The following is a 25600-nucleotide window of genomic DNA, read 5'->3' on the forward strand; positions in this document are numbered from 1 at the left end:
GGGGCTAGTGAGGGCCAGAGCTCAGGAACGGTGGAGGTACTGGCCGACGGGGCCGAAACCCATCCGCTGGGAGGAATGCTTCCGACCTTGAACTTGAGCCCGATATAACGTGGTACCCCTTATCCCAGAGGACAACAATGAAATTCCAACTATACTTGGACTTTCATTGAAAGGACCCTACCACGAATTTCGGAGTTTGGTAACAAATTCGTGCACTCTGCCTTTCTGGACTTCTCCGATGTAAACCAATCACGGGAGTCTCCACGCTCAGGCTTGAGAGGTCACGATGAAGCTCCCGGCACCGAGCCTGTCGCCATCTCAAGGGCAGGGGATTCTGCGGTCTTGGAGTTGATCGAGTGGGTGCCCGGTTGGAGCTCAATGTCGGATCGGCCGGGTAGCCGCAGAATGGCTGTGGTCCCGGTGGGCACTGTCAGGTCAACTTCGAAGCCGCCGGGTGTCTTCGCCCAGCGTATCTTTGCCTTGCCGTGGGGAGTTGTCAGTTCGCTTTCTGCCCACGTCAGCTCGCCACCCGGTTGCGGCGAGAAAAGGATCCTGCGGTACCCGGGTTCCAAGGGGGTGATTCCCCCTACGATCCGGTGCATCCAATCAGCTACTGCACCGAGGGCATAGTGATTGAAGCTCGTCATCTCACCAGGGTTGACGGACCCATCAGGCAGCATGGAGTCCCATCGCTCCCAGACTGTTGTTGCGCCCATCGTGACCGGGTAGAGCCACGAGGGGCAGTGCTGTTGCAAGAGGAGCTGGTATGCCGTGTTGGTGTGGCCTGTGAGTGTCAGGGCGTCGTTGATGAAGGGGGTCCCGGCAAATCCGGTCGAAATCTTGTAGCCGCTTTGATCGACGAGCTCGGCGAGTCGCTGACCTGCCCAGCTGAGTTCATCTGGTTCGAGGATACCGAACATGATGGCGAGGGAGTAGGCAGTGGTGCAGTCACTGTGAATGCGTTGATTCTGCACATAGTTTTCGCGAAAGGCTTCGCGGAGGCGCAATGCCATGTCTGCAAATTCATCGTACTCACTCGAGCGATGCAGGATTTGCGCGGTTTGGGAGGTGATGATGGCGCTTCTGTAGGCGCTGGCGGTGGCGACTACGCCGGGATCGGCTTTCGCTGCCCATGGCTGTGCCGGGTCGGAGTCGGGGTCCAGCCAATCGCCGAATTGCAGGCTTCCATCCCAGAGTCCTGAGGGGGCAAGGAGGGATCGGACGCGCCTCACGTGCGCGGCCATTGAGTCGAAGGATTCTTCAAGCACAACGGGGTCTCCGTATGCACTCCATAACGCCCATGGCACCCAGACGGCAGCGTCTCCCCAGATGGCTGTTGAGTCGACCGGGGGCAGGCCGGCGGTCGTCATACGTTTCAAAACATCGGGAATTACGACTGGAACGATGCCTCCCTGGTGGGCTTGCTCGATGCTTAGATCCTGAAGCCAATCGCGAAGGAAGTCCTTTACGTCGTAGAGGTAAGCGGCGGTGGGGGCAAAGACGGACAGGTCCCCAGTCCAGCCCAGGCGTTCGTCCCGCTGCGGGCAGTCCGTTGGCACATCGACAAAATTGCCGCGCATGCTCCACACAATGTTGTCGTGAAGGCGGTTCAGGAGCGGGTTGGAGCACCGGAACGTGCCTGTTCGGCTCAGATCCGAGCCGACAACAACGGCAGTAAACGTGCCGTCGGCAGCTACATCGACGTTCTCGGGCAACCCCGTGACTTCGACGTAGCGGAACCCGTGGAACGTAAAGGTCGGTTCGAAAACGTCGTCACCTCCGCTCAACGTGAAGTGGTCCGTTGCATGAGCCGTGCGCAATGGACGGACGCAAACCTCTCCCGCTTCAAGGACTTCACTGTGTCGAAGGGTGACGATCGACCCCTCGGGTCCGGAGACTTTGACACGCACCCACCCGACGAGGTTTTGCCCGAAGTCGACGATGGTTGATCCGCTGGGACTACTGGTAACCGATCGTGGGGTTATCTCTTCCTGGCGCCTGATGGGCGGACCTATGTATGGAGTGAGGATCCTCTGATCGACCTCGAGGATGTGTACTCCGGCCCACTCCCGATCGTCGTATTCCGGATACATCCAGTCCGTGGCGTTCCGACGGGCGTCGATACTTTGGCCGTCGTACAAGTCGTTAGCAGTTACCGGGCCGTCATGACTCTTCCAGGACGCATCGGTTACGAAAGCCTCCTCGTATCCGTCGGAGTACAAGACCTTGAGCTCGGCATATGCTGCTAGTTCATCTCCATATGGCGCCGCCCCTTCACCCCAACCAAGGCGTCCCCGGTACCATCCGTTTCCGAGGATGATGGCGACCGTCAAGGTGTCGGTCACCATGTCGGTGACATCGAGCTCCCTGTATCTCAGCCGCCATTCATAGCTTGTCCAGCCCGGTATGAGCAGCTCATCAGATACCTCATGGCCGTTGAGGAAGGCTTCGCAGACTCCGAGCGCGGATAGCTTCAAAGTTGCTCGTTCGACGGGACCATGGGACGTTGCCAGTCTCACGGTTCGTCGGAACAGGGGTGCGGCGTCGGAGACGACGTCGGTTGCGATAAATTGGGCCTCTTCACTAGGGTGATCGGGCCAGGCCGAATCTCTTGACGGTACCGTTGCTGTCGTCACGAAAGTCTTCTCTCTGGGGGTGGGGGCTGTCTTGGCGGCCGCGACTAAGGCCGTTTCGGCGGCAGCTTTTCGTCGATGATGGCGCGGGCGCGGGCGTTGCACTGGCGGCTTCCCTTGAAGGGTACGGCGTTGAAGCCGTGCGGAGCGCCGTCGAAGATGTCGAGCTGAACGTCAACGCCTTCGGATTCCATTTTCGCTGCGACGCGGCGCGCATCATCGAGGATAAGATCCCTGGATCCGATCGGTATATAGGTTCGGGGGAACCCGCGGAAGGAACCGAATAACGGTGATACTGCGGGATCATCAAGTTCACGGTCCCCTGCGTACCAGCGGGCCGAGATCTCGACTTCGGAGCGCACAAGGATGTCGCGTCCGTTATTGGTCGTCGACGACTCCCCGCTCAATGACAGGTCCGCCCAAGGAAAGACAGCGATGAGCGCTGCAGGCATCGGCAGTTGTTCCGCGGCAACAGCCTGCAGGAGGGTGAGTGCCAGACCGCCACCAGCGGAATCTCCCGTGACGACGATTCGGTCTGCACCGACGGTGCTGAGTAGCTCTCGGTACACCGCTAGTGCGTCATTTTGAGCTGCCGGGAATGGGTGCTCCGGAGCGAGGCGGTAGTCGACACTGACGACGTCGGGGCCGCCGTTCTTCCATGCCTGGATGGAGAAGAGTCGGGCGCTGCCCAGGACGTAGGCGCCGCCGTGGAAGGTCAGTACGGTTCCCCGGTGCGCATTTCCCGACGAGAACCGGACGACGGGGACCCCTGCGATGATCTCGTCGGTGACCTGCACACCTCGTGGCGTTCCAAAGTACTTGTTTTGCTTCAGGGACTGTCGGCGCGCCGCCTGCAGGTCAAAGCTCTGACCTTCGCGTTTCCTTGCGCCGCCAGCAAGGACGTTAGTAAGTAATGTCCCGACTGCACCAGAGCGTGCGGTCTGGGTCGTGAAGTCAACCATTTTCGTCTCCTAACCGAGATTCTTGACGCGGCGAACGATCAGGCCGCCAGCGACGGCGACAATGCCCATGACGATATACAGAACGGAGTATCCACCCAGCGGAACTACGGCGCCCAACGCGATGATCGCCGGCACAAGCAACGGTCCGATGGAACGGGGGAGCTGGTCTGCAATGGTGATGATTGACATGTACTTCCCGGTCTCGCCCTTGCCGCCCGGGAGCACGGCCATCACGAGGGCCCCGTCAACCGGAAGGAATGAGCCGATAGCCAAAGCGATAATGCCCAGGGCAAGCATGAACATGGGTACAGTCGTTGAGAACGCGGCCAGGACACCGCCAATTGCAAAAATGACGCTGACGATGATGACGAGGTTCGGGAGGCGGCCCAGCTTGCCCGAGATGAATCCACCGACCAAGGTGCCGACAACCGTACCTGCGAGGTTGACCAAGGTGGAGAGGGTAATCAGGCCAGGCAGTTGCTCTTCAGTGACGCCGAGCTGATCGGTCATGAAGTAAAGGGAGAATCCCCCGAACGTGGTGCTCAACGTGATGATGAACCGGCTTGCCCATACCCAGGAGTAGTTCGGGGCAGATTTAGGGTTGTAACGGAAGCCTTCCACCAGCGTGCGCAGGACCGGAAGTTGCGACACCTCGTTCTTGTCCAGGATGCGGTCACGCAGAAGGACTACAGCAATCGCTGACGTGACAATCATGAGCACCGCACCGCCTCCGAAGAGCGCCACTTGGTTGTCGAGAAGTTCGGCTCCAACAAACGCGGCCGAAACGCCGGCCAGTACGAGCATCAGGCTCTGGAACCCGAGGACGCGTCCCCGACTGGCGGGAGCCACCTGATCAGGAATCAGCGCGGCGTAGGACCCGGTAAGAATCGCCGCGCCAAATGCCATCAGGACGACACCGCCGATGAGCACAGGAAGGCTCTGCGCAACTCCCTGTGTGAACAGACCGCCCACGATCACAAGGGTGCCGCCGATGATGCCGGGTCGGCGCATCCCCAGCCTGCTGGTGGTTCGGTCGCTGACGGCTCCAAAAATGGGGGCAAAAATCAGAAGTGCAAGAGCCGACAAGCCCAGGGCAAGGCCTAGCGAGTTGGCTTTACCTTCCGGGTCTATTCGCCCGATGATCACTGGCAACGCCACCAGGGGAGGCATTAACGTGGCAAATCCATTGCCGAAGGTGAGTATGAGGATCGCAGCGATGCCTCGACGGCTCGTCCTTTGGGGCGGCTCGTGCATGGTGGGCGTCATGGGTTCAGTTACCCGCTCACCGTCAACCACGGCTGCAACGAACGCAGTGTCAGCAGGCCGGGAAATTTCACCGAAGCCGGAACCAGATATAGACATCTGTTGATCCTCCTTGATCAGAGCGGAACCTCGTCCGCGTCAAAATCCAACTCGACTAAGAGTTTGATATGAGGAGAGTATCACGAAAATGTGGGTGGACTAAGAATTTCGGAAAAACCTGCCAAAATAAAGTCAGGCCGCAGCCCACGACGCCGACCTCCACGGGCAAACGATTACTTGAGGCGGGCCTGCCACGGCGCAGCTCCCATAAACGAAGAAGGCGGCGGCCCCACCCCTTCAGGTAGGACCGCCGCCATCGTTTCATCGGGCTAGCAGCTTCCGACGGCCTTCCAAGGGCCGGAGGGCTGCCCGGGCACTTGATTGCGTGTCCACCATTTGGCTTGCCAGAGTTGGCCATCGTGGGCGACGATTTCGCCCCCCTTGTAGATCCACGAGGCTGTCCAGGCGACGTGGCCACCATTGCTGCAAGCAACGGGAGCCCCGACCTCCGCCCAAGGGCCAGTCGCAGTGGCACCCGGCGCCTGGTTCTTGGTCCACCACTGCGCCACAAACACGCGGCCTTGATATGAAACGCGATCCCCGGTCACGTAGGCAGTGGCGCCTGACCATGCAGGTTCCGTAATGGGAGCAGGCTTGACAGTGACCACCAAGTTCGCGGTCGACGTCGCGCCTGTTGCGTTGGTTACTTGATATCGCACGCCTTCAAGCTGCCCGGATCCGTCCGTCGAAGCCCTGAAGACTACTTTGCCGGATTCGACAATGTAGGTGCCTTGATCGGTGCGCAGTTCCGGGACAGCGGTGCCTTCGGTATTCAACAGGGCCAAAGTGCCCGGGTCGAGCGCAGGTGTTGCGCCATCATTACCCAAGACATCGATTGTCACGGATTGGCCTGCAAGCACTTCTGCCGTGTCGTCGGTCAGCGGGGTTGGAAGTCGTACATCCACTGCGTATCCCACGACGCTGCCGTCCTCCGCCGTCACTTCCACTGTGATGGGAGCGCCGGTCTGGACGCTGACTCCCTCCCCGCCTGCCGGCATGGGGCTTCCATTCGCGGTGACTTTCTGCGCGAACGGGCTGAGCGCCGCTGCTTTGACCACTGCGGTTTGGGTTCCTGGGGCCAAGGTGAGCAGGTATCGTGTGGGGCCGGTTTGTGTGAGTTCTCCCGGTGCGATAACCAGCGAGGCGAGCGATGTTTCGGAGGGCGTATAGCCGATGCCGTGGGCTATGCGCAGGTCGTCGACGTCGAGGATGCCGGCGTTGGGACCGTCCGCGTAGTTGCTGATGGTAGTGATGCCGGCGCCTACGGGGTTCCTTAGGCGAGCGTTCTGTAGGACTGTACGGTCATCGATGATGAGGCTGTACGTTTGGGTGTTGGTATCTGCGATGACCTTCACGTGTACCCACTGATCGGCGCGGTATGTCGCGACCTGAGCTTGATACGTTCCGCCGTTGTAGGCACTGATGTTGCCATTTGAGAAACCAACGCTGATGAGGTTTTGGCCAGCAGCATTTCGGATGTAGGGCGCCCCGAAGAACTGCGTGGACGGCTGGCCCGACGGCCGGCGGACCTTTTGCTCGACGGTGATGATTCCTGTCAGCGGGGCAGGGGAGACGTAGTTGAGGCTCGTCGCCGGGGCTGCACTTCCGGCGCCGCCGGCACGGTTGAGACGTGCGAACTGGTTGGTCCCGTCCTCGTTGATGGTCACAGTGCCGTTCTGTTGGGCCGCGGTCAATGGGGCAACATTTGAAGCGGATCCGACCGGGAAGGCCTCAAAGTCCACGATTGCTTCGTACGAGACGTCGCGGCCAGAGAGCATCATGCTTCCGAGTGGCTTATCAAGGCCGGCTTCAACACTAATGCCTGTGCGCACGGCCGTCAGGTAGCCATCCGCAGTGACCAGTGCGGTGTACTCGGTGCCTGCGGGTATTTCCAGCGTGAACGTTCCGTCGACACCAGTGACTGAGGTGGCCTTCTCGACGCCTTGTGCATCCTGCACGGCTGCACGGGCGCCGGCGATTGGTTGCGCGTTGGCGTCCACCGCTTGACCGCTGATGGTGCCCTTGGTGGCGGTTGCGACCAGGGCGACATCCGCACGTGTGGATGTGCCCGAGGCTACGGCAGCGCTGAGCCGGGCATTGGCGAAGCCGTTGCGTTCAACGGAGATCTCAATCGCCGGGCCGAAGGGCACCCCGGCCAGGGCGTACCAGCCATCGAGATCGGTAGTGGCGGATCCTGTGGTTCCGGCCGCCGTGACGACCGCGCCCGGGACCGGGCTGCCGGAGGCAGCGCTTTTGACCACTCCGACGACGGTCTCGGTGAGCTGCTCGTCTGGTGTCTTGTATTCGAAAGCGCCGAAGTCCGGGGCGCCTTGATACAAGGGGACGCCACGGAAATCCTCGCCACCGTTGTCGGCAATTGTGGCCGCGGCATTGACGCTTCGTGCGCCGGCTGTGGGGATGAGGCGCAGCGCCTGCGTCAGGTCGGCAGCGCGGGGTGTTCCTGACGCGGGCGGTGTCAGTGGCGCGGCCGAGAATCCAGGCGTGGCCGTGAAGGGGGCGCTTTCCTGTGGTCGGGGAGCAACTCCCGAGTACAGGTTTCCGGCGTATGAGATGTTCGAGCCACCCGTTGAGACTGCGTAGCCGGAGGTGCTGTGAAAAATATTGTTCTGCAGCGTGTATCTGCCACTTGAGCCGTTGATCATGTAGCCGACGCTGTCAATGATGGTGTTGTTGTATATTGAGCCGGTTGCGATGCTCTCACTGGCAATGTGTATTTGGGAGCGTTTACTCTCCGCCACGACGTTATAGCGGTATATGGAGTCCCCGAACCGCTGTTGGTAGATCAGGAAACCCTCTCCGTTCCCGTAAACGTAGTTGTACTGGACAACCTGGTCAGTCGAAGCGATGTCGGTATCGATGGCATTGGAATCCTGGCCGCCGGCCTTAACCGTGGTGTAGTTGACTTCGTTGTGTTGGATGACCACGTTGTGCGTGTTGTACGACTCGATGCCTGAAGTTCCGACCCTGTCGACGAGGTTTCGTTCCACCAGGGCGTTCTTGGCGCCGGTGACGTAGATACCGTTGGCGCCGTAGGCGGTTGCCGCTTGGGTGATGTAGTTGTTCCGAATGATGATGTCGGTGTGTGGGCTGAAGCGTGGGTCGGCTTCGTCGGCTCGGTCGCCCCATCCGGTGGCCACTGCGCCTGGTGCGTCGCCGGTGTACTGCTTGATGGTGATGGCGCCAAACGAGGTGTTCTGAACCGTGCTGTTTTCAATGACAATGCCGTGGAATGTGGTGGCGGTGGCTCCTGGGTTGGAAACGTCAGCCACGCTGCCGCTCACCAGAATGCCGCCAGTGTTCTTGGATCTGTCCCATCCGTTGCCAAACGTGATGCCACTGGGCGGGGTATAGCCAGTGCGCTGGCCGATCCAACGCACTTCTCCCGTGACGTCGTGGACATCCACAGCGTCAAGGACGAAGTGGTGGTGCTCGCGTCCGTCGTCACCGCCGATGTGAATGCCGCGGAAGTCGCCCGCCTTGCCGGCAGCGTTGTACGCCACCGGGTCCGGGGCGAAGGTGGCATTGCTGACGTCGAGGTTCCGCACTTCCCAGTAGTCGGTGTTCCATAGCAATAAGCCGTCAGGGTGAGCGCCGTCGGTCTTGATGCGCGGTTTGGCTCCATCGTTGCCGTAAGCATCGACGGTCACTGGCGCCCCGGCGGCGCCGGCACCTTTCAGCGCAAGTTGCTCACCGGCCCATACGGACCCGCGGCGAAGGAGTACGTCGTCCCCAGGTTGAAGAACCACCGAATTCATCTTGGACAGGGTGCGCCAGGCAGTTTGCGCGGACCGCCCGTCGGCAGAGTCACTCCCGGCTACGGCGTCCACATAGTAGGAGACACCTGCTTCGGCCGCTTTGGCGGGCTGGATCACCCCACATATCAGCGCGGCTACGAGGGCTGCTATCGCCCACCATCGGGCGCGGTTTCTCTTCTCAAGCTCCATTGCTTCTCCGGTTCCTCTATTTTGGGTGAACGTTCACTAATTACAGCTGCAAAAGAAAATGGCTGTTGCTGGGAATCATCCGTGGAATCGACGCCAGGGTGGGTATGGCGGTAGTGGTCAAGCCAGGCTGGGGTTCCGGGCGCTGCAGTATGCCCGAATGACAGAACTCGTGGCACGCTCACACCGTGCGGGCAGGCCAAGATGGACTCAAGTTAGTGAACGATCACCTTTTCTGTCAAGATGTTTCTATGGAAACAGCGGCGGAATCCGGGTTAAGCAAGCGTCCTACGATCAGGGATGTAGCTCACCTAGCGGGCGTTTCTCATCAAACAGTGTCCCGATTCCTGCGTGAACCCGGTGGCCTCAAAGCTGAAACACGTAGTCGCGTCGAGGCTGCAATACGCGAGCTCCACTACCGTCCCAACTTGGTTGCGCGCTCGATGAGGACGAGAAAAAACGGGCGCCTGGCTGTTCTCGTACCCACGCTGGCATTCGACCCCTCGCGCCTGCTTTCGGGAGCCAGTGCTGCAGCCCATGATGCGGGCTACGTCGTTGATGTCCTGAGTTTCGAAGGTGGCGCCCGATCACGGACTGATCGCTTGGTGGACATCGTCAACTCCGGACAATTCGAGGCCGTACTCTCTTTCGCGCCGATCCTCCCTGCCGCCCAGGAGCAGATCTTGCCCGGCACTACGATTGTCGTGTCCGGCGACTTCGACGATGAGATGCGCGGTATCGGTGAACTCGCCGACGGGTCCGCCATCGGCGGGATCATCGAGCATCTGGCTGCGCTGGGCCATCGGCGTTTTTTTCACGTCGCAGGAGACCTCCAGTTTGCGTCGGCGCGCGCCCGCAAGCGGACGTATCTGCAAACGCTGAAGGAGATGGGCCTAACCTCCGTGGGGGTTTACGACGGCGACTGGTCGGGGGAGTCGGGCATGGCGGCAGTCGCTTCACTGGCTGAAGCAGGGCGTCCGAGTGCCATTATCGCCGCCAATGACCTTGTTGCCTCCGGAGTGATAAAAGGTGCCCACCAGCGCGGCTGGCGAGTGCCGGCTGATGTCAGCGTCACGGGCTGGGATGACTCCCAAATGGGCCCGTTTCTGATCCCCTCCTTGTCCACCGTGAACAACGATCTTGAGCAGCTGGGCAGCAACGCAATGGCCAAGGTAATCGCCTTTCTCGCGGGAGAAACACCCGAGCTAAAGACGCGATCACTGAATCGAATTATCTGGCGGGACTCCGTCGGCGAGGCGCCGACCATCAGCGGCTAAGAGCGGTCCCAAAAAAGGGAATCCAAAAGTATTGACAGGAAAGTGAACGATCACCAATACTTTTGTTACCGATCACTTTCCTGTGATTCGAACTCTCACGACTCACCCGCCCATCCATGAGGGCTCGGGGGGCCGGCTCCGCCTTCAAGGACCTTCGATCCGCACAGATGCGATGGATCGTCCCAGTTAGGAAACAATGGATTTCTCCTCACCTCCGGCCACAAGATCGTGTCCGGCACCCAATGGGCAGGCTGCACAATGAGTGCACTGTCAGAGCTCGGGAAGCTTAAGGGCCAAGGCTCCAAGTCAGAGGGGCGCGACACCAAGGCCGCGCTGGTCTTCCTGGGACCATGGCTGGTGGGCCTGGTCGCCATCACCTTAGGCCCCATGCTGATATCCCTGTACTTGTCCTTTACCGACTACAACCTGCTTCAGGAACCGACGTTCGTCGGCTTGGATAACTTTGTCCGAATGTTCGAAGACGCCCGGTTGTTGAACTCGCTCCGGGTTACCTTCATCTACGTTCTGGTGGGCGTTCCCCTGCAGTTGGCGGTGGCACTGCTCATCGCGATGGTGCTCGACCGGGGGATCAGGGGCTTGCCCTTCTATCGTTCGGTGTTCTACTTGCCCTCCCTCCTGGGCGGCTCAGTAGCCGTCGCCATTCTGTGGAAGCAGATTTTCGGCACCACGGGCTTGGTCAACCAATTTCTGGCACTGATCGGTATTGAAGGCCCGGGATGGATCTCGGACCCCAACACGGCGCTGAGCACCATCATCCTGTTGCATATTTGGACTTTTGGCAGCCCTATGATCATCTTCCTGGCCGGCCTGCGGCAGATTCCCCATATGTACTACGAAGCAGCGCAGGTGGATGGCGCCAGCAAAGCAAGTCAATTCTTCCGCATCACGCTGCCGCTGCTGAGCCCCATCATCTTCTTCAACCTCGTTCTGCAGATTGTTGGGGCGTTCCAATCGTTCACTCAGGCGTTCATCGTCTCCGGTGGCACAGGAGGTCCCTCCGACTCCACCATGTTCTTCACCCTGTACCTCTACCAGAAGGGCTTTGGCCAGTTCGACATGGGGTACGCCTCGGCCATGGCATGGGTACTCCTCCTCATTATCGGCGCGTTCACCGCCATCAACTTCTACGCCTCAAAGTTCTGGGTGTTCTACGATGACTAAACTCCAAGCCCTTCCAAGCCCATCGCGTGATGCACGGAGGGAAGCCAAGCTTCCTCCCCGGAAGTCGTCGCGGCCAAAGAGCCAATCATCCACGCGCATCCGGGCTCTGCTGAAGCACGTCATTTTGATCATCTCGGCTTTGCTGATGATCTATCCGCTGTTGTGGATGGTGGTGTCATCCCTTCGGCCGAACGACCTCATTTTCAGGGAGCCAGGGCTTTGGCTCACAACGTTCGAGGCGAGCAACTTCAGTGACGGTTGGAACGCGCTGGCGAACCCCTTCTCCACCTACCTGCTGAACTCCGCCATCGTGGTCCTGGGCTGCATCATTGGGAATCTGGTTTCCTGCTCCATGGCGGCCTATGCGTTCGCCCGGTTGAACTTCAAAGGCAAGAAATGGCTCTTTGGGGCGATGCTGCTGACCATCATGCTGCCGTTCCATGTGGTGATCGTGCCCCAGTACATCCTGTTCTCGCAGATCGGCTGGGTGAACACGTTCTGGCCCATCATCGTACCCAAGCTCCTGGCCACGGACGCGTTCTTCGTGTTCCTGATGGTCCAATTCATCCGAGGCATCCCGAAAGAACTGGACGAGGCGGCAAGGATTGACGGTGCCGGCCATCCCCGGATCTTCCTGCAGGTGATCTTGCCCCTCATGGTCCCTGCGCTGGCCACTACCACCATCTTCACGTTCATCTGGACCTGGAACGACTTCTTCAGCCAGCTGATCTACCTGACGGATCCGGACATGTTCACTGTCCCTGTTGCCCTCCGGGCTTTCATCGACGCCACTGCCTCAACGTCGTGGGGTGCCATGTTCGCTATGTCCATCGTGTCCCTGCTTCCCGTATTCATCGCATTCCTCCTCGGCCAGAAATTCCTGGTAAAGGGCATCGCCACAACAGGTATCAAGTAGCACAAACGTGTCGAAGACGACACAAATCCTGACAATGAAAGGTCAATGATGAACATTCAACCATCACGTCGCAACCTGATTCAGTTTTCCGCTGCCATCGCCGTATCCGCGTTGGTCCTGACCGGCTGCGGTACCGGCGCCACCCCCGCCGCAGAGGAAACGGGACCAGTTACGATCCGCTTTTCCTGGTGGGGCGGTGATGCACGGCAAAAGGCCACCCAAAAGGTTATTGATGCATTCAACGCCGAAAATCCAAACATCACGGTGGTAGGCGAGTACGGCGACTGGAACGGGTACTGGGACAAGCTCGCCACCCAAGTCGCGGCCAACGATGCTCCGGACATCATTCAGATGGACGAGAAATACGTCCGCGAGTACGGCGATCGCGGAGCGTTGCTGGATTTGAAAAAGCTCGATCTGGACACCTCCGGTATTGCCGGCGACACGTTGAAGAACGGCGAGGTGGACGGCAAACTCGTCGGTCTGGTCACCGGCGTGGCCTCCTTCTGCGTCCTTGCCAACCCTGCAGTACTTCAAAAGGCCGGCGTCGCCATGCCGGACGACACCACCTGGAGTTGGGATGACTTCAAAGAGATTGGACAAAAGATCAGCGAGAGCGGCACCGGTGCCACGGGCGTCGGTGTTGGCTACGGCGATAGTGATCTCTACATTTGGGCCCGCCAGCAGGGCGACAGAATCTACGACGAGTCCGGGAAAGTGGTTATTAAGCCCGAGACGCTGATCTCGTTCTGGAAGAACATCCAGGAACTGTCCAAGTCCGGTGCAGCCGCAAAACCATCCGCCATCATCGAAAATACTTCAGCCTCTTTGAACCAGACGTCCATGGCTAAGAACGAGATGGGTTTCTCGGGGGCGTTCAGCACGCAGCTGACCGCTTACTCCGCCGCCAGTGGGCAAGAGCTGAAGTTGCTGCGGCTGCCCGGCGAGTCCCAGGCGAAGGAACGGGGCGGTTATTACAAGGCTTCCATGTTCTGGTCCGTAACTTCCCGGACCAAGCACCAGAAGGCGGCAGAGAAATTCCTCAACTATCTGACCAACAGCCAGACCGCCGGCGACATCATGTTGACCGAACGTGGTATTCCGGCCAACACCAAAATCCGGGAGGCCATCGCCCCCAAGTTGTCGGTCACGGACAAAGCAGCGATTGATTTTACTGACTCCATCTCCAAGGATGTCCGCCCCGCCCCGCCGATCACCCCGGCAGGTGGAAGCACCATCGTGGACATCCTCAGCCGCTATACCTCGGACATTCTTTTCGAACGCACCACACCTGAGAAAGCCGCCCAGCCGTTCATCGACGAACTATCCTCTTCCCTCCGAAAGTAGCCATGACTGACTCCAGGAAAATCCGCGTCGCATTTGTTGGCACCGGAGGCATCGCCAATGCTCACGCCGAGGCGCTGCGGCAACAGCCGGGCGTAGAACTAGCCGTCGCGGTAGACCTCGATGCGTCCAGGGCTGAAGCATTTGCCGCGAAGTGGGGCATCACCCGCACGGCTGCCAGCCTCGCAGAAGCTATTGACGGAGGCAGGCTGGATCTCGTGGCCATCTGCACTCCGCCTTCCAGCCACTTTCCGCTGGCGCTAGAAGCTCTCAGCTACGGTCTGGACGCCGTCATCGAAAAGCCACCGGCGTTGTCGCTGAGCCAGATGCGGGAGCTGGAGAAGGCAGAAGCTGCCTCAAAGGGGAAGCTCAGTTGCGTGTTCCAGCACCGGTTCGGTTCAGGTGCGCAACGGCTGCTCGCCCTCCAAGAATCGGGCGCCTTGGGCAAACCGCTCGTGGGCACCTGCAACACCCTGTGGTTCCGTGATCAGCCTTACTTTGACGTTCCATGGCGCGGGCTCTGGGATGTTGAAGGTGGCGGCCCCACCATGGGGCACGGCATTCACCAGTTCGATTTGCTCCTGCACCTTTGGGGACCGTGGGCTGAGGTCACCGCCTTCGCGGGAAAGCTTGCCAGGAGGACAGACACTGAAGATGCCTCCGCTGCCGTGGTGCGCTTCGAATCCGGAGCCATCGCAACCATCATCAACTCCGTCATCTCCCCACGGGAGACCTCCTACATGCGCCTGGACTTCGAGAACGCCACGGTGGAACTCGAGCACCTGTACGGCTACAGCGACAACAACTGGACGGTTACGCCGGCACCCGGGCAGGAGGACGCCGTCGAACTTTGGAAGCAAGGTGAGGACCTAGCCAGCGGCCATGCCGCGCAGTACCAAGCATTGATACGAAGCATCCAGCATGGCGTACACCCGCCGGTTTCGATCTCGGATGCGTACGCCACCATGGAACTGGCCGCGGCGATCTATGCCTCGAGCGTCAGCGGGACAACCATAGCCCGCGGGCAGATCAATGAAATCAGCCCGTTCTTCACCCGCATGGACGGCCACTTGGAACCGTGGAAACAAGAGGAAGCACTGAACGCATGAGCAACACGATCAGCTGGCACGACGATGAAAAATCGCTGACGGTGTCCCTCGGCGATCTGGAGATCGCTGCGTACACCTACGATGCCACCGACGAACAGCGGGAATCGCCCCGGCCGTTCTTTCATCCGCTGCGCACCACAGCGGGAGAGACAGTCAGCGTGTACCGTCCCTGGGACCACGTATGGCATAAAGGCCTCGCCTGGTCACTCCCGCATTTTGGAGACGACAACTTCTGGGGTGGGCCAAGCTACCGCAAAAAGACCGATTACACCTGGCTGCCCAACAATGGCCGCATGCGCCACGAACGCGTTCTCGAAGCCGGTGCTTCGGGTAGCGGCTTCCGGTTCTCGCATGAACTGAGCTGGTGGACCCAGCCCGGCGAACACGTTGTGGACGAAATCCGAACCATCCGGATCGAACCGGGGCCTGGGGGTGATGCATGGACCCTCGTGTTTGAGACGGCCATGACCAACGTTTCCGGTCGCGACGTCCAGATCGGCTCGCCCACCACCGAGGGGCGGGACAATGCGGGCTACGGTGGTTTGTTCTGGCGGGGGCCCCGCGAATTCGCCGGCGGCCGGATCGAAGGTCCAGGCGGTGCCACCGGCGAAGCGCTGAGGGGAACCCGCGGACCGTGGCTCGCCTTCGTGGGGCAGCACGATGACAGTTGCCGGCACTCCACAGTGTTGATCGCCGACGCCACGACCAACGCTCAACACCCGCCCGAGTGGTTCGCGAGGTCGGAACCTTTTGCTTGCTTTGGCCCCGCCCCGTTTTTCAGCCAGGAGGTGACATTTACTGCTGGCAGCACCATGGTGAACCGTTACGCGGTGGTGATTGCCGACGGCGACTCGGACCAAGAGCGTTTGGCCAACCTTGCGTCGTTGGCGGCTGAGACACTTCAGGCTGAGCCTGTAAAGGCCGGCGCATGACTACGACCAAGCTCTCGGCGCCGTTCCCGGGCGGCGTGGGATTGACTCGTTTGAAGGTCTACGACTGGGAAGCAGCCGATGGTGCGTGTGGCGGGTCCCCTCATATGCACACAGCTTCCACTGAGGGCTACTTCGTGCTGGCCGGAACCGGCCGGGTGGAAACCATCCGGACCTCCGGCTACGACTCCTTCGAATTGTCGGCGAACGATGTTCTCTGGTTCAGCCCCGGAACCATCCACCGTCTGGTGAACGACGGAGATCTCGAGATCCTGGCCATCATGCAGAACGGAGGGCTGCCCGAAGCCGGCGATGCCGTGCTTACTTTCGACGCCGAAATCGTCGCCGACCCCGTCAGATACGCAAGGACCGCTTCGCTTACTGGAGGAGCGCCGTCGGACTCCCTCCAAGACGCCGCCCGCGCCAGGCGGGACGCGGCGCTGGCCGGCTACCAACGGTTGAAGGAAGCAGCCATTGCCGGCGAAGTGGAGTATCTGACGACGTTCCAGCAAGATGCCGTCCGGCTCATCCAATCACGGGTACCGGAATGGAAGTCACTGTGGGAGGAAACGATAGCTCCGGAATCGACGCGAACAGCTGAATGGTTGGACGAACTCGCCCAAGGGCAGTTCAGCCACTTCGCTGACGCGACGGTCGCCCGGTCGGATGCCAACCGCCCAGGCGCGATCTTCGGGATGTGCGGCACGCTGCAAAAGTGGGATACCGGCCGCGTACTCTGATCGAAAGTCTGCCAGCGGGCAAAGCCGGCGGCGGGAGGGAATAAGCTGGAGCCCGATCCCTCCCGCAACGCCGGGATCACCGCGTGAAAGGGAAGTCACCAAATGGTGCAGGAAGCAACTGGCCGGGCCAAGACCAAGGCCCCGACGATCTATGACGTCGCTGAGCTGGCCGGTGTTTCACATCAGACGGTGTCGCGCTACCTCAAGAACAAGACTGCCCTCAAAGCCAGCACCTTGGAACGCGTGGAAAAAGCATTGGCCGAGCTCAACTACTCGCCGAACCTCGCCGCCAGATCCCTGCGATCGCGCGAGCGTTACCGCGTCGTGGTGGTTGTACCGGAAGCATCGTTGTACTTTCCGGCGCGGATGCTCAGCGGTGCTGCCGGCGCCGCCCACGCAGCGGGCTACCGGGTGGATGTAGTGGCCATGGAAGGCACGGCCGAAGCCCGTGCCCTTCAACTGAAGACCTTACTCGCGGGTGAGGACCTTGCCGGCATTTTATCGTTTGTGCCACGGCCCAAGTCAGCGGTCCTGGATTCCGGTGTTCCGCTGGTGGTGGCCGGCGAGTACGACAACAAGATGCGCGCCCGCGGCAGCCTGGCCGATGGCACAGCCGCTGGGAAAATCGTGGAACATCTGGCCTCTCTGGGCCACCGGAACTTCTTCCACGTTGCCGGACCGTCTGCATGGCCCTCCGCCCGAAACCGCAAAGCAGCCTATGAGGAAGCCATTGCCGAACTAGGCCTGAACTCGGTGGGGATCGCCCCCGGTGATTGGTCTCCTGGCTCAGGCTATACGGCCGGAAAGAAAATTGCTGCCCTCAGCGAGGTCACTGCGGTGGTTGCCGCAAACGACCAGATGGCCATCGGTGTCATCCGCGCCCTCCATGAGCACGGAATCTCCGTCCCGCGCGACGTCAGCGTGTTTGGTTGGGACGACATGGCCGAATCGTCGTACCTGGTGCCGTCGCTTTCTTCTGTGCATATGGATCTTGAAGCGTTGGGTACACGTGCCATGCGCGAACTTGTTGCAAGAATTCGCGGGACGCAGGCAACGCCCGAAGCGCTGATTCTTGACCCGATGGAGCTCATTGTTCGGGAGTCGGTGGGACCGGTCCGTGGGGCCTAACGTTATTGGACTTCCTTGTACAACGGTCCTCGCTTGCGGGCAACGTCTGGCCACTGCGTCCGGAACAGCGTGAGTGTCGTCCTGCGCGGCGGGCACGGTATGCGGATGGAAGTCCGCCCGGAATTGGGCGGGCGCATCACCAGCCTGACCACCGGTGACGGTTTCGAGTGGCTCCTGCCCTCCACCGATGCTGACCGGCCCGGGTACGGTGCCCCCTTCCTCCGGCCCGGCATGGGCGGATGGGACGAGGTGTGCCCTTCTGTTTCGGCAGACGTCCTGGAAGGCGGGCGGCTGGTACCCGATCACGGTGATGTCTGGAACATCCCGTGGGATGTTAAAGCCGGGTCTTCTGATCACCTCACACTACAAACAGACCTCGTCAGCGTCCCGGTCAAACTTCAACGAACCATTTCACGAAGCCAAACGGGGTTCACTTTCTCATACACCGCAGCAACACGGGCAGCAGGGCTGCATCCTGTTTTGTGGTGCGCTCATCCGCAATTCTTCGCCGACAAGCGCACCATTGTTCGCGCCCATCCCGAAGAGCCCTTAGCGGCCCTGGGCTTGGTTGAGGAGTACCCAGAGAAGGGGCGACATCATCACTTCCCGCTCCGCCCGCTCTTGAATGAGCTCAAAAAGGGCACATCGTTTAAGGCATTCGTGCCGCCCGATGTCCACATCAGCGCCGCGACCATCACGCAAGGCGGGGGCTCGAGGCTGCGCATCGGATGGTCAGCCGATGAGTTGCCGTACCTCGGCCTCTTTTGGGACAACGGGGAGTTCGCATCCCAGCCAGCATTGGCGGTGGAACCGAGCACAGGCTTCGGCGACAGCTTGAGCGCCGCTGCAGCAGAGGGCCTGGTGCTTAGCGTCAGTGCAGATCAGGACTTGAGCTGGAAGATCCATCTCTCCGGCTGAGTCGGTGGGGGAGTAGACCGCCACCCCCGACTCCTTACGGGCTCGTCTACAAGCCGTATCCGGGGTCCCTGTGGCACATACGGGACCGCCCCATCGCCGTGAGGAGTCACGGCGATGGGGCGGTCGTCTTGCTTGTCCTTGGGTAGGTTTCTTACTTGCCGAAGTTGTGCGTCCAGATGGCAGTCGCACCTTCTGCGATTGCCAGGAACGGTTTGGGAACTGCGGCGACCGTTACGTCCGAACCGGGTGCTTTATGCCCACCCGTTCCGACTTTCTCGCCGTTGATGTAATAGTCGACGTCGGCACTCGGCGGTATCACGATGAGGCCGCTCGGGTCGATGAACTTCGGCCCCTTTGGTGTGACCGGTTTGGTGAGGATAGGCACCTTGGACCAGTCAGTGTCGCTCGCCAGGTAGAAGCCCACTTGGCTGGGGTAGTTGTAAACGGTGTTCTGGCGGGCGATCTCTGCGCGATATTGCTTGTCATGCATAAGGGTAGTGAGCTTATGCGTTGTCACCTCGGTGCTCGTGTAGATGCGCATCTTCGTCGAGTCCTTGGTGTGGATGAGGAGTTCTTCCCGCCAGTCGCCGAGGATGTCCGCGACGAGGGGCGGGTTGCCGGAGGTATCCTCTTCGGTCAGCAACGTTCCTCGTTCCCAGTCGACGATGCGTTTTGCACCGTCCCGATTTCCGGAGATTGTCTGGGTGGTGGGTTCAGCGGCGAAGTGAATGGTCGCATCCACCAGATCTGGCTTTTTGGTCGAGAGGATCTCACCTTTTGCGCTGAGCAGGCCACTGGCCGTTGTTCCAGCCGGCATGGAAGCCCACACCTCAAGGCCAGGTACGTCCGTCCGCACATCTCCGACCAACCCGTTGCCGGTGTCTTTGCCGGAGTAGGCTCCGAACAGCACTTCACCGGTAGCAGCGTCTCGCATCGCGGTGCCGTAGGGCGCGTTGCGGGCGCTCTCATGGACACTGAAAATTTCCAGTCCCGGGCGGCTAGGATCAATGTCGGTGACGTACATGCCGTCACCGTGGCCAAGTTTGGCGGTAGTTCCCGGTGCGGCGCTTCCTTCGGGCAATGTGGCGTAGGAGCTGTAAAGAACGCTCCCGTCGTCATCAAGGGTGGCGGAGCCGTAGACGATCTCGTGCTTGCCGTCCCCGTCGACATCTGCCGCGCTCAGCGAATGGAAGCCCTGCGAGGACATGCTGCCCCACTGAGGATCGGTTCCCTCCCGACCGTGGGGTGTGTCATTGAACGGATTCGTCAAGGGCACGTGGCCACTGTCGACGAACCAGCGCTCCTTGAGCGACTTGCCGTCCCAGTCGTACGTCACCATGGTCATTCGAGTGTAGTAACCGCGGGCGAAGACAGCCGACGGGCGTTTGCCGTCCAGGTAAGCGACGCCGGCGATGAAGCGGTCAACACGGTTGCCGGGCTCGATGACACCGTAGGCGTAGTCGCCCCACAGCAGGCCATCGTCACCGCGCCCTGGCTTGTAAGGGATGGTCTGCAGTTCCTTGCCTGTGGCGCTGTCGAACACCGTCAGGTACTCGGGACCGTCGAGGATGAAGCCTTCGAATTGGCGCAATAGGTTCCGCGGGCTGCGGGATGGTGCGTAGACGTCGATGAAGTAGTCGGTCAGCTCGGTGGCGCTCTGCTCGGAGAGCGGGTAGTCGTGGGTCACCGGAATGCCGAGTGCCTCCTCAACGGTGCCTGGCCAATTTCCGGCCTTCACTTCCGGGTGCTCGCTCCAGCCTTGGAGCATGGCCACCAGGTGGGCGTGGTATCCCTCTGCGCTGAGTCGGTAATCGTCGGTGTGTGCGTAACCAGCGTCGATGTCGGACTTGGGCATCGTAACGTACCCCTGGTTGGCTACGGTGCCGTCGGCGTTGTAGCCGGTGGACTTCGTGCCCGGGGCAGTTTTCAACATGGTTTCGGAGCGGCCGTCGCCGTCGAAGTCGTAAACCATGAACTGTGTGTAATGCTGTCCGGCCCGGATGTTCGGGCCGAGGTCGAGGCGGTTAAGCAGCGTCCCGTCCAGTTCGTAAGTGTCGACGTAAACGGTGCCGGTGTAGCCCTTCTGCGAGACGTCCTTTTGGTTGGTCGGGTTCCAGAGGACCACGAGCTCGTAGGCGCCGTCGCCGTCTACGTCAGCCGCTGAGGCGTCGAAGGCCTCGTAGCTGAAAGCTTCTCCTCGCGGAGTAATTCCGTCGGCGGGTTTCTGCAGCGGTACGTCGTGGTGGCCGTCCTGCCAGGCAGTGACTGGAGCGCTCGCATCAAGCTCGACGCCGGACACCACCGGGGCCACCGAGTAGCTGGAAGTGGGGGAACCGGTGGGATCAGCGAAGTTAGTGCTGTCGGTGACGGTTCCAATTGACTTACCGTCCCGGTAAACGGTGAAGTCAGGACCTGAGAGGCCGGTCTCCGTAGCTCCCGTGGCTTCCGAACCGAGCAGTCGCCAGCTGAGGAACACGCCTTCGTCGGTGCTCACAGCCACCAGGCCGCGATCCAGCTGTTCAAGCTGGAAGGGCGCGCCAGTGGCTGCAGGGCCACGGGCACCCGAGCCTGTTACTGAAGCGACTCCGGGGGCGGGAGGGGGAGCGGCCACGGCGGGTTGGACCAAGGCGGCGAGCATCACCCCCGCAGTCATAATGGCAGGAAAAAGTTTTCGGGCACGATTCATCGTCGAATCCTTCTTGTGGGATTTCGTGGGGATAGCGATTGCCGAAGTGGCATTGAATGAGGCCACCATCGGCCACAGATATGCTCCGTGACCGGTCACGTAAGCCTAAAAACAGGCTGCAAGGATGTCAATGGTTTGGCAGTAAATTTGTTTTAGGCCGATTCCCGCCACAGAGGGACTGGCGTGACGGTGCGGGTCAGTGATCTCGACGGCATGGGCTCCCCGGCGAAAAGCTCCGCGAGGATGGACGCAGCCTGGGCCGCGACGGTCTGCGTCTCCAGCGACAGGGTGGTGAGCGTGGGGCTGATCGCTTCGCCAAGAGAAATGCCGTCTATGCCGACGATCCGCACCCTGCCCGGCACATCAACGCCCAGGGTGTGGGCACCTTGAACAGCGCCCATCGCCATCAAGTCATTGAAAGCCAGGACCGTATCGATCTCAGGGTCGAGGTCGAGTAGCCTTCTGAAGCCGTCAACGCCGCCTGCAATCGACTCGGGTTCCGTAACCACGATGCATTCTTCTCCGACAGCTGCCTCAAAAAACTGCCGACGTGGGGACCCCGGGGCGGTGCCTTTTGGATTTGCACTGGAGGCGTCGATCATGGCGAAACGGCGGGAACCCTTGGCCCGAAGCGCCGCCACCATGTCTGAGATCCCGGTTCTGAAGTCGAGCTCAACAGAGTGCACCCCTGGCATCGTAGCCTGATCTTCCAGCAGGACGATGGGTACCCCGCGCGCCGCCGGGACGAAGTTAGTCTGCGGCTCCAGAAAGTAACCAATGATGGCGTCGGTTTGGGATGCCATCGAACGCACCGCGTCGGCCTCGCCCTGGGAAGCCATGCTGACGAGCACCTGCCAGTCGCGGCTTCTCAGTTCCGCAACGAACGCATCGGCAAGTTGAGCGTAGTACGGGTTACGAAAAGTCCCCACGATCAGCCCTACGGCATGGGTCCTTTGCCGTGACAGGTCGATGGCGAAGCGGTTGGGCCGGTATCCGAGTTCCTCGACAGTGCGCATCACGCGTGCACGGGTTTCTTCGCTGATCTCAGGCATCTCGTTGATGGCGCGCGTGACCGTCTGCCGGGACACACCGGCGGCCCGGGCAACGTCTCTGATGGTCACTCGGGTAGGAGGAGTCGACGGCGCGCCAGTGGTCACGCGGCGCCTCTCGGCGTGGTGTCAGTAGCCCGGATGTTATTGGCCCACGGATATGCAGGCGCGCAGCAATAGCACATGCCCAAACTATATCGGGAGAGTTGCGAGTGCGATCGCGCTTCGTTGCACAAGTCTCTTGACATCAATGACTGTACGTATCTACGCTGTCGTGAACAGTCCGTGACCGGTCACGGACAATCCTCCAAACAAAGTGTGCGGCGGTAATGCTCCCAAAACTTCGGTCGCGGCTTCGCCGAAAGACCCGAGTGACAGCCGGGAGCCGATCACGTCACACCTCGAGCAAGGAAGCTCTCATGATCGATAGAAGGAAATTCCTGGGCACGGTGGCTCTGGGCACCGCATCCGCTGCGTTCCTGGCCGCATGTGGCCAGTCCTCATCGCCGGCCCAGACCGGCTCGGCGGAGAAACCGGTGACTCTGAATTACTCGTGGTGGGGCAACGACGACCGCGCCGAGCGGACCCGCAAGGCCATTGCCCTGTTCGAGTCCAAGAACCCGGACATCAAAGTTGCCGGCAACTTCACAGATTTCGGTGGTTACTGGCCGAAGCGGGCCACGGAGGCAGCTGGCGGCGGCCTGCCGGACGTCATGCAATTCGATCTCTCCTATCTTCGCGATTACGGTCAGCGGAACCAGCTCCTGGACCTGGGCACCGTCAAGATCAACACGGACGCATTCGACAAGTCCCTCCTTCCCTCGGGCCAGATCCGCGGCAAGACCTACGGCATCCCCACCAGCACCAACACTTTCGCGGTCTACTACGACCCCGCCAAACTCGCTTCCCTGGGCATCGCGGAACCCGACGGCACGTGGAACTACAAGGAATTCAACGCGTTCCTGGCCGAGGTTGGCGCCAAGGGCAACGGCACGTTGTTCGGCAGCTCCGATTACACCGGCGTTTGGTGGATGTTCAACATTTGGCTGCGCCAGAACAATATCCAGGCCTTCACCGAGGACGGCAAGCTCGGCTTCTCCAAGGATGACCTGAAGAAGTGGTGGAACCTCACCGCGGATCTGCGCGGCACCGGAGCCATCATCTCCGAGGAACGCGTGACCCAATTGCTCCCCAAATCGCCTTTCGCGTCGAACTCCACTGTGGCGGAGGTGAACTGGGATAACTTCATGGCCGGCTATCTCTCCGATAGCGGCGCGAAGGAACTCAAACTGGTGCCGGTTCCGTCGGATGACCCGGATAACCTGGGCCTGTTCCTCAAACCCACCATGCTGATGTCTGCCAGCGCCAAAACCAAGTACAAAGACCAAGCCGGCCGGTTCATAGACTTCATGGTCAACGATCCCGAGGTCGGCCAAATCTTCAAGACCTCCCGCGGCCTTCCGGCCTCGAAGACCCAGCGCGACGGCACCACGTTCGAAGGCACCGACAAGCTTGTGGTGGACTACGGAGCCTCGGTCGAAAAGTACCTCAAGGACGCTCCGGAGCCGCCCATCGTCGGTTTCGGCACCCTTGAAGCATCTTTCAAGAGGGTGGCCTCGGACGTCAACTACGGCAAGCTCACCGTGGACGGCGCTGTTGACACGTGGTTCAAGGAAGCCGAAGACCTCATCAAGCAGAACGCCTGACACAGGCTTTCATTACTGACGGACTGATCTTGTGACTCAAAGCCCAACCCTGAGCAGGCGTTCCGCGTCCGCTCCCGCGCAGCCGCGTAAATCGCGGCGGCGCGGGGCGGACGCCCGCGCCGGCTACACGTTCCTGTTGCCCTGGCTGCTGGGATTCATCGCCCTGACCGTGGGGCCCATGATTTCCTCGCTGTACCTTTCCTTCACCAACTACAACCTCTTCGATGCCCCCAAGTGGATCGGTTTCGATAACTACGTCTCGCTGTTCCAGGACGAACGGTTCCTGCAGTCGGTAGGGGTGACCATGCAGTACGTGGTCTTCGGTACGCCGTTGAAGCTCGCCGCGGCGTTGGCGATCGCGATGCTGCTCAACAGCAAACGCAAGGGCCAGGGTTTCTACCGGTCCGCGTTCTACGCCCCCTCGTTGATCGGCGCATCGGTGTCCATCGCGATCGTCTGGAAGGCCATGTTTGGCGATTCCGGCCCGGTGGACCAAGGCCTGTCCTTCTTCGGAATCAACCTTGGCGGCTGGGTGGGCAACCCGAACATGACCATGGGCATGATGATCCTGTTGACCGTGTGGCAGTTCGGCGCCCCGATGGTGATCTTCCTGGCCGGCCTGAAGCAAATCCCGGCCGACCTGTACGAGGCTGCCTCGATGGACGGTGCCGGCCCGGTGCGGAAGTTCATGAACATCACCTGGCCCATGCTCTCCCCGGTGATCTTCTTCAACCTGCTGATGGAAACCATCCACGCCTTCCAGATCTTCGCCTCGGCCTACATCATTTCCAACGGTGAAGGCGGCCCGGCAGGGTCCACCCTCTTCTACACCCTCTACCTGTACTTGCGCGGTTTCTCAGATTTTCGGATGGGTTACGCCTCGGCGATGGCCTGGCTCCTGGTGATCGTGGTCGGCATCATCACGCTGATCTTCTTCAAGACCTCCAAGTCCTGGGTCCACTACAGCGGTGATGCAAAGTGACAACCATGGCAACACCCACCCAACCCGCACCCACCAAGACCTCAACGGCACCGGTGTACAACCCGAAGTCAGAGTCCGGCACGGCCAAACGCATCAAGAGCACCATCTTCCACGTTGTCGCTTTGGCGCTGGTGGCGATGGTCCTCTACCCGGCCCTATGGATGATCGCCTCGTCCTTCAAACCGAACTCCGAAATCGGCGGCGCCAACACCTCGCTGTGGTCGAACAACTTCAGCTTCGACAACTTCGCCACGGCCATGGAAGGCATCGGCGGGGTCTCCACCCTGACGTTCTTCACCAACTCGCTGATCCTGGCCGTCGGCGCGGTAGTGGGCACGGTCCTCTCGGCGTCCATTTCGGCCTACGCGTTCGCCCGGATCAACTTCCCCGGCCGTGGACTGTTCTTCGGCATGATGATCGCCACACTCCTGCTGCCCTTCCACGTGGTGATCATCCCGCAATACATCGTGTTCCAGCAGCTCGGCCTCGTGGACACCTACATCCCGCTGCTGATCGGCAAGTTCCTCGCCGCCGACGCGTTCTTCGTCTTCCTCATGGTCCAGTTCATGCGCGGCCTCCCGGCCGAACTGGACGAAGCCGCCCGCATCGACGGCGCCGGACACGTCCGCATCTTCGGATCCATCATGCTCCCGCTGATGAAACCGGCCCTGATCTCCACCTCGATCTTCTCCTTCATCTGGAGCTGGAACGACTT

18 protein-coding genes are annotated in these 25600 nt (G+C 60.6%); 12 read left to right on the plus strand and 6 right to left on the minus strand.

Annotated features, from left to right (window positions below; translation table 11 throughout):
• Positions 1-281: 281 nt before the first annotated feature.
• The 4 genes from FQP90_RS21270 to FQP90_RS21285 form a co-directional block, all read right to left on the minus strand.
• On the minus strand, positions 282-2636 hold the full coding sequence (locus FQP90_RS21270; RefSeq protein WP_244296917.1) for a family 78 glycoside hydrolase catalytic domain: 2355 nt from the start codon (positions 2634-2636) through the stop codon (positions 282-284).
• 44 nt (positions 2637-2680) lie between these two features.
• Positions 2681-3595: an alpha/beta hydrolase gene (locus tag FQP90_RS21275; RefSeq protein ID WP_144653056.1), complete on the minus strand. Its 915-nt coding sequence runs from the start codon at positions 3593-3595 to the stop codon at positions 2681-2683.
• A 9-nt stretch (positions 3596-3604) separates the two neighbouring features.
• Positions 3605-4957 (minus strand): MFS transporter, encoded by a 1353-nt coding sequence (locus FQP90_RS21280; RefSeq protein WP_144653057.1) that lies wholly within the window; start codon positions 4955-4957, stop codon positions 3605-3607.
• A gap of 269 nt (positions 4958-5226) precedes the next feature.
• Positions 5227-8922 carry a carboxypeptidase regulatory-like domain-containing protein gene (locus FQP90_RS21285; RefSeq protein WP_144653058.1) on the minus strand — a complete coding sequence of 1232 codons (3696 nt, stop codon included), beginning with the start codon at positions 8920-8922 and terminating at the stop codon, positions 5227-5229.
• Positions 8923-9170: 248 nt separating this feature from the next.
• On the opposite strand from FQP90_RS21285, the gene FQP90_RS21290 reads away from it, so the two are divergent.
• The 9 genes from FQP90_RS21290 (at position 9171) to FQP90_RS21330 (ending at position 18462) form a co-directional block, all read left to right on the plus strand.
• Positions 9171-10196 (plus strand): LacI family DNA-binding transcriptional regulator, encoded by a 1026-nt coding sequence (locus FQP90_RS21290; protein WP_144653075.1) that lies wholly within the window; start codon positions 9171-9173, stop codon positions 10194-10196.
• A gap of 258 nt (positions 10197-10454) precedes the next feature.
• Positions 10455-11378 (plus strand): carbohydrate ABC transporter permease, encoded by a 924-nt coding sequence (locus FQP90_RS21295; protein WP_144653059.1) that lies wholly within the window; start codon positions 10455-10457, stop codon positions 11376-11378.
• Positions 11371-12294, plus strand: a complete 924-nt coding sequence (locus FQP90_RS21300) for a carbohydrate ABC transporter permease (RefSeq protein WP_144653060.1) — start codon at positions 11371-11373, stop codon at positions 12292-12294. Before FQP90_RS21295 ends, FQP90_RS21300 begins: the two co-directional genes overlap by 8 nt.
• Positions 12295-12339: 45 nt before the next feature.
• Positions 12340-13641, plus strand: a complete 1302-nt coding sequence (locus tag FQP90_RS21305) for an ABC transporter substrate-binding protein (RefSeq protein ID WP_244296919.1) — start codon at positions 12340-12342, stop codon at positions 13639-13641.
• A 2-nt stretch (positions 13642-13643) separates the two neighbouring features.
• Positions 13644-14747 (plus strand): Gfo/Idh/MocA family protein, encoded by a 1104-nt coding sequence (locus FQP90_RS21310; RefSeq protein ID WP_144653061.1) that lies wholly within the window; start codon positions 13644-13646, stop codon positions 14745-14747.
• The gene (locus FQP90_RS21315; RefSeq protein ID WP_144653062.1) at positions 14744-15679 is read left to right on the plus strand and encodes a PmoA family protein; all 936 of its coding nucleotides are present in this window, start codon (positions 14744-14746) and stop codon (positions 15677-15679) included. The genes FQP90_RS21310 and FQP90_RS21315 overlap by 4 nt, the downstream gene beginning before the upstream one ends.
• The gene (locus FQP90_RS21320; protein WP_144653063.1) at positions 15676-16416 is read left to right on the plus strand and encodes a cupin domain-containing protein; all 741 of its coding nucleotides are present in this window, start codon (positions 15676-15678) and stop codon (positions 16414-16416) included. The genes FQP90_RS21315 and FQP90_RS21320 overlap by 4 nt, the downstream gene beginning before the upstream one ends.
• A 102-nt stretch (positions 16417-16518) precedes the next feature.
• On the plus strand, positions 16519-17544 hold the full coding sequence (locus FQP90_RS21325; protein ID WP_144653064.1) for a LacI family DNA-binding transcriptional regulator: 1026 nt from the start codon (positions 16519-16521) through the stop codon (positions 17542-17544).
• 69 nt (positions 17545-17613) lie between these two features.
• On the plus strand, positions 17614-18462 hold the full coding sequence (locus FQP90_RS21330; RefSeq protein WP_144653065.1) for a hypothetical protein: 849 nt from the start codon (positions 17614-17616) through the stop codon (positions 18460-18462).
• A gap of 151 nt (positions 18463-18613) precedes the next feature.
• On the opposite strand, the gene FQP90_RS21335 is transcribed toward FQP90_RS21330, so the two are convergent.
• Both FQP90_RS21335 and FQP90_RS21340 read right to left on the minus strand, forming a co-directional pair.
• Positions 18614-21148 (minus strand): rhamnogalacturonan lyase, encoded by a 2535-nt coding sequence (locus tag FQP90_RS21335; protein WP_144653066.1) that lies wholly within the window; start codon positions 21146-21148, stop codon positions 18614-18616.
• 152 nt (positions 21149-21300) lie between these two features.
• Positions 21301-22269: a LacI family DNA-binding transcriptional regulator gene (locus FQP90_RS21340; RefSeq protein WP_167510542.1), complete on the minus strand. Its 969-nt coding sequence runs from the start codon at positions 22267-22269 to the stop codon at positions 21301-21303.
• A 347-nt stretch (positions 22270-22616) separates the two neighbouring features.
• Between FQP90_RS21340 and FQP90_RS21345 the strand changes: the two genes are divergently transcribed.
• From FQP90_RS21345 to FQP90_RS21355, 3 genes are all read left to right on the plus strand, one after another.
• Positions 22617-23903 (plus strand): ABC transporter substrate-binding protein, encoded by a 1287-nt coding sequence (locus FQP90_RS21345; RefSeq protein WP_144653068.1) that lies wholly within the window; start codon positions 22617-22619, stop codon positions 23901-23903.
• Positions 23904-23934: 31 nt separating this feature from the next.
• Positions 23935-24885: a carbohydrate ABC transporter permease gene (locus FQP90_RS21350; RefSeq protein ID WP_144653069.1), complete on the plus strand. Its 951-nt coding sequence runs from the start codon at positions 23935-23937 to the stop codon at positions 24883-24885.
• A partial coding sequence (locus FQP90_RS21355; RefSeq protein WP_144653070.1) for a carbohydrate ABC transporter permease occupies positions 24882-25600 on the plus strand: 719 nt, incomplete at its 3' end. The genes FQP90_RS21350 and FQP90_RS21355, both read left to right, overlap by 4 nt.

It is taken from the genome of Paenarthrobacter nitroguajacolicus (genome assembly GCF_007786235.1).
In the GTDB taxonomy this organism is placed as follows: domain Bacteria; phylum Actinomycetota; class Actinomycetes; order Actinomycetales; family Micrococcaceae; genus Arthrobacter; species Arthrobacter nitroguajacolicus_A.

Coding starts and splice junctions, on each gene's coding strand:
- FQP90_RS21315 (WP_144653062.1), top strand. CDS start 14,744: ATGAGCAACACGATCAGCTGGCACGACGATGAAAAATCGCTGACGGTG.
- FQP90_RS21275 (WP_144653056.1), bottom strand. CDS start 3,595: ATGGTTGACTTCACGACCCAGACCGCACGCTCTGGTGCAGTCGGGACA.
- FQP90_RS21335 (WP_144653066.1), bottom strand. CDS start 21,148: ATGAATCGTGCCCGAAAACTTTTTCCTGCCATTATGACTGCGGGGGTG.
- FQP90_RS21325 (WP_144653064.1), top strand. CDS start 16,519: ATGGTGCAGGAAGCAACTGGCCGGGCCAAGACCAAGGCCCCGACGATC.
- FQP90_RS21320 (WP_144653063.1), top strand. CDS start 15,676: ATGACTACGACCAAGCTCTCGGCGCCGTTCCCGGGCGGCGTGGGATTG.
- FQP90_RS21305 (WP_244296919.1), top strand. CDS start 12,340: ATGATGAACATTCAACCATCACGTCGCAACCTGATTCAGTTTTCCGCT.
- FQP90_RS21280 (WP_144653057.1), bottom strand. CDS start 4,957: ATGTCTATATCTGGTTCCGGCTTCGGTGAAATTTCCCGGCCTGCTGAC.
- FQP90_RS21345 (WP_144653068.1), top strand. CDS start 22,617: ATGATCGATAGAAGGAAATTCCTGGGCACGGTGGCTCTGGGCACCGCA.
- FQP90_RS21290 (WP_144653075.1), top strand. CDS start 9,171: ATGGAAACAGCGGCGGAATCCGGGTTAAGCAAGCGTCCTACGATCAGG.
- FQP90_RS21295 (WP_144653059.1), top strand. CDS start 10,455: ATGAGTGCACTGTCAGAGCTCGGGAAGCTTAAGGGCCAAGGCTCCAAG.
- FQP90_RS21310 (WP_144653061.1), top strand. CDS start 13,644: ATGACTGACTCCAGGAAAATCCGCGTCGCATTTGTTGGCACCGGAGGC.
- FQP90_RS21285 (WP_144653058.1), bottom strand. CDS start 8,922: ATGGAGCTTGAGAAGAGAAACCGCGCCCGATGGTGGGCGATAGCAGCC.
- FQP90_RS21300 (WP_144653060.1), top strand. CDS start 11,371: ATGACTAAACTCCAAGCCCTTCCAAGCCCATCGCGTGATGCACGGAGG.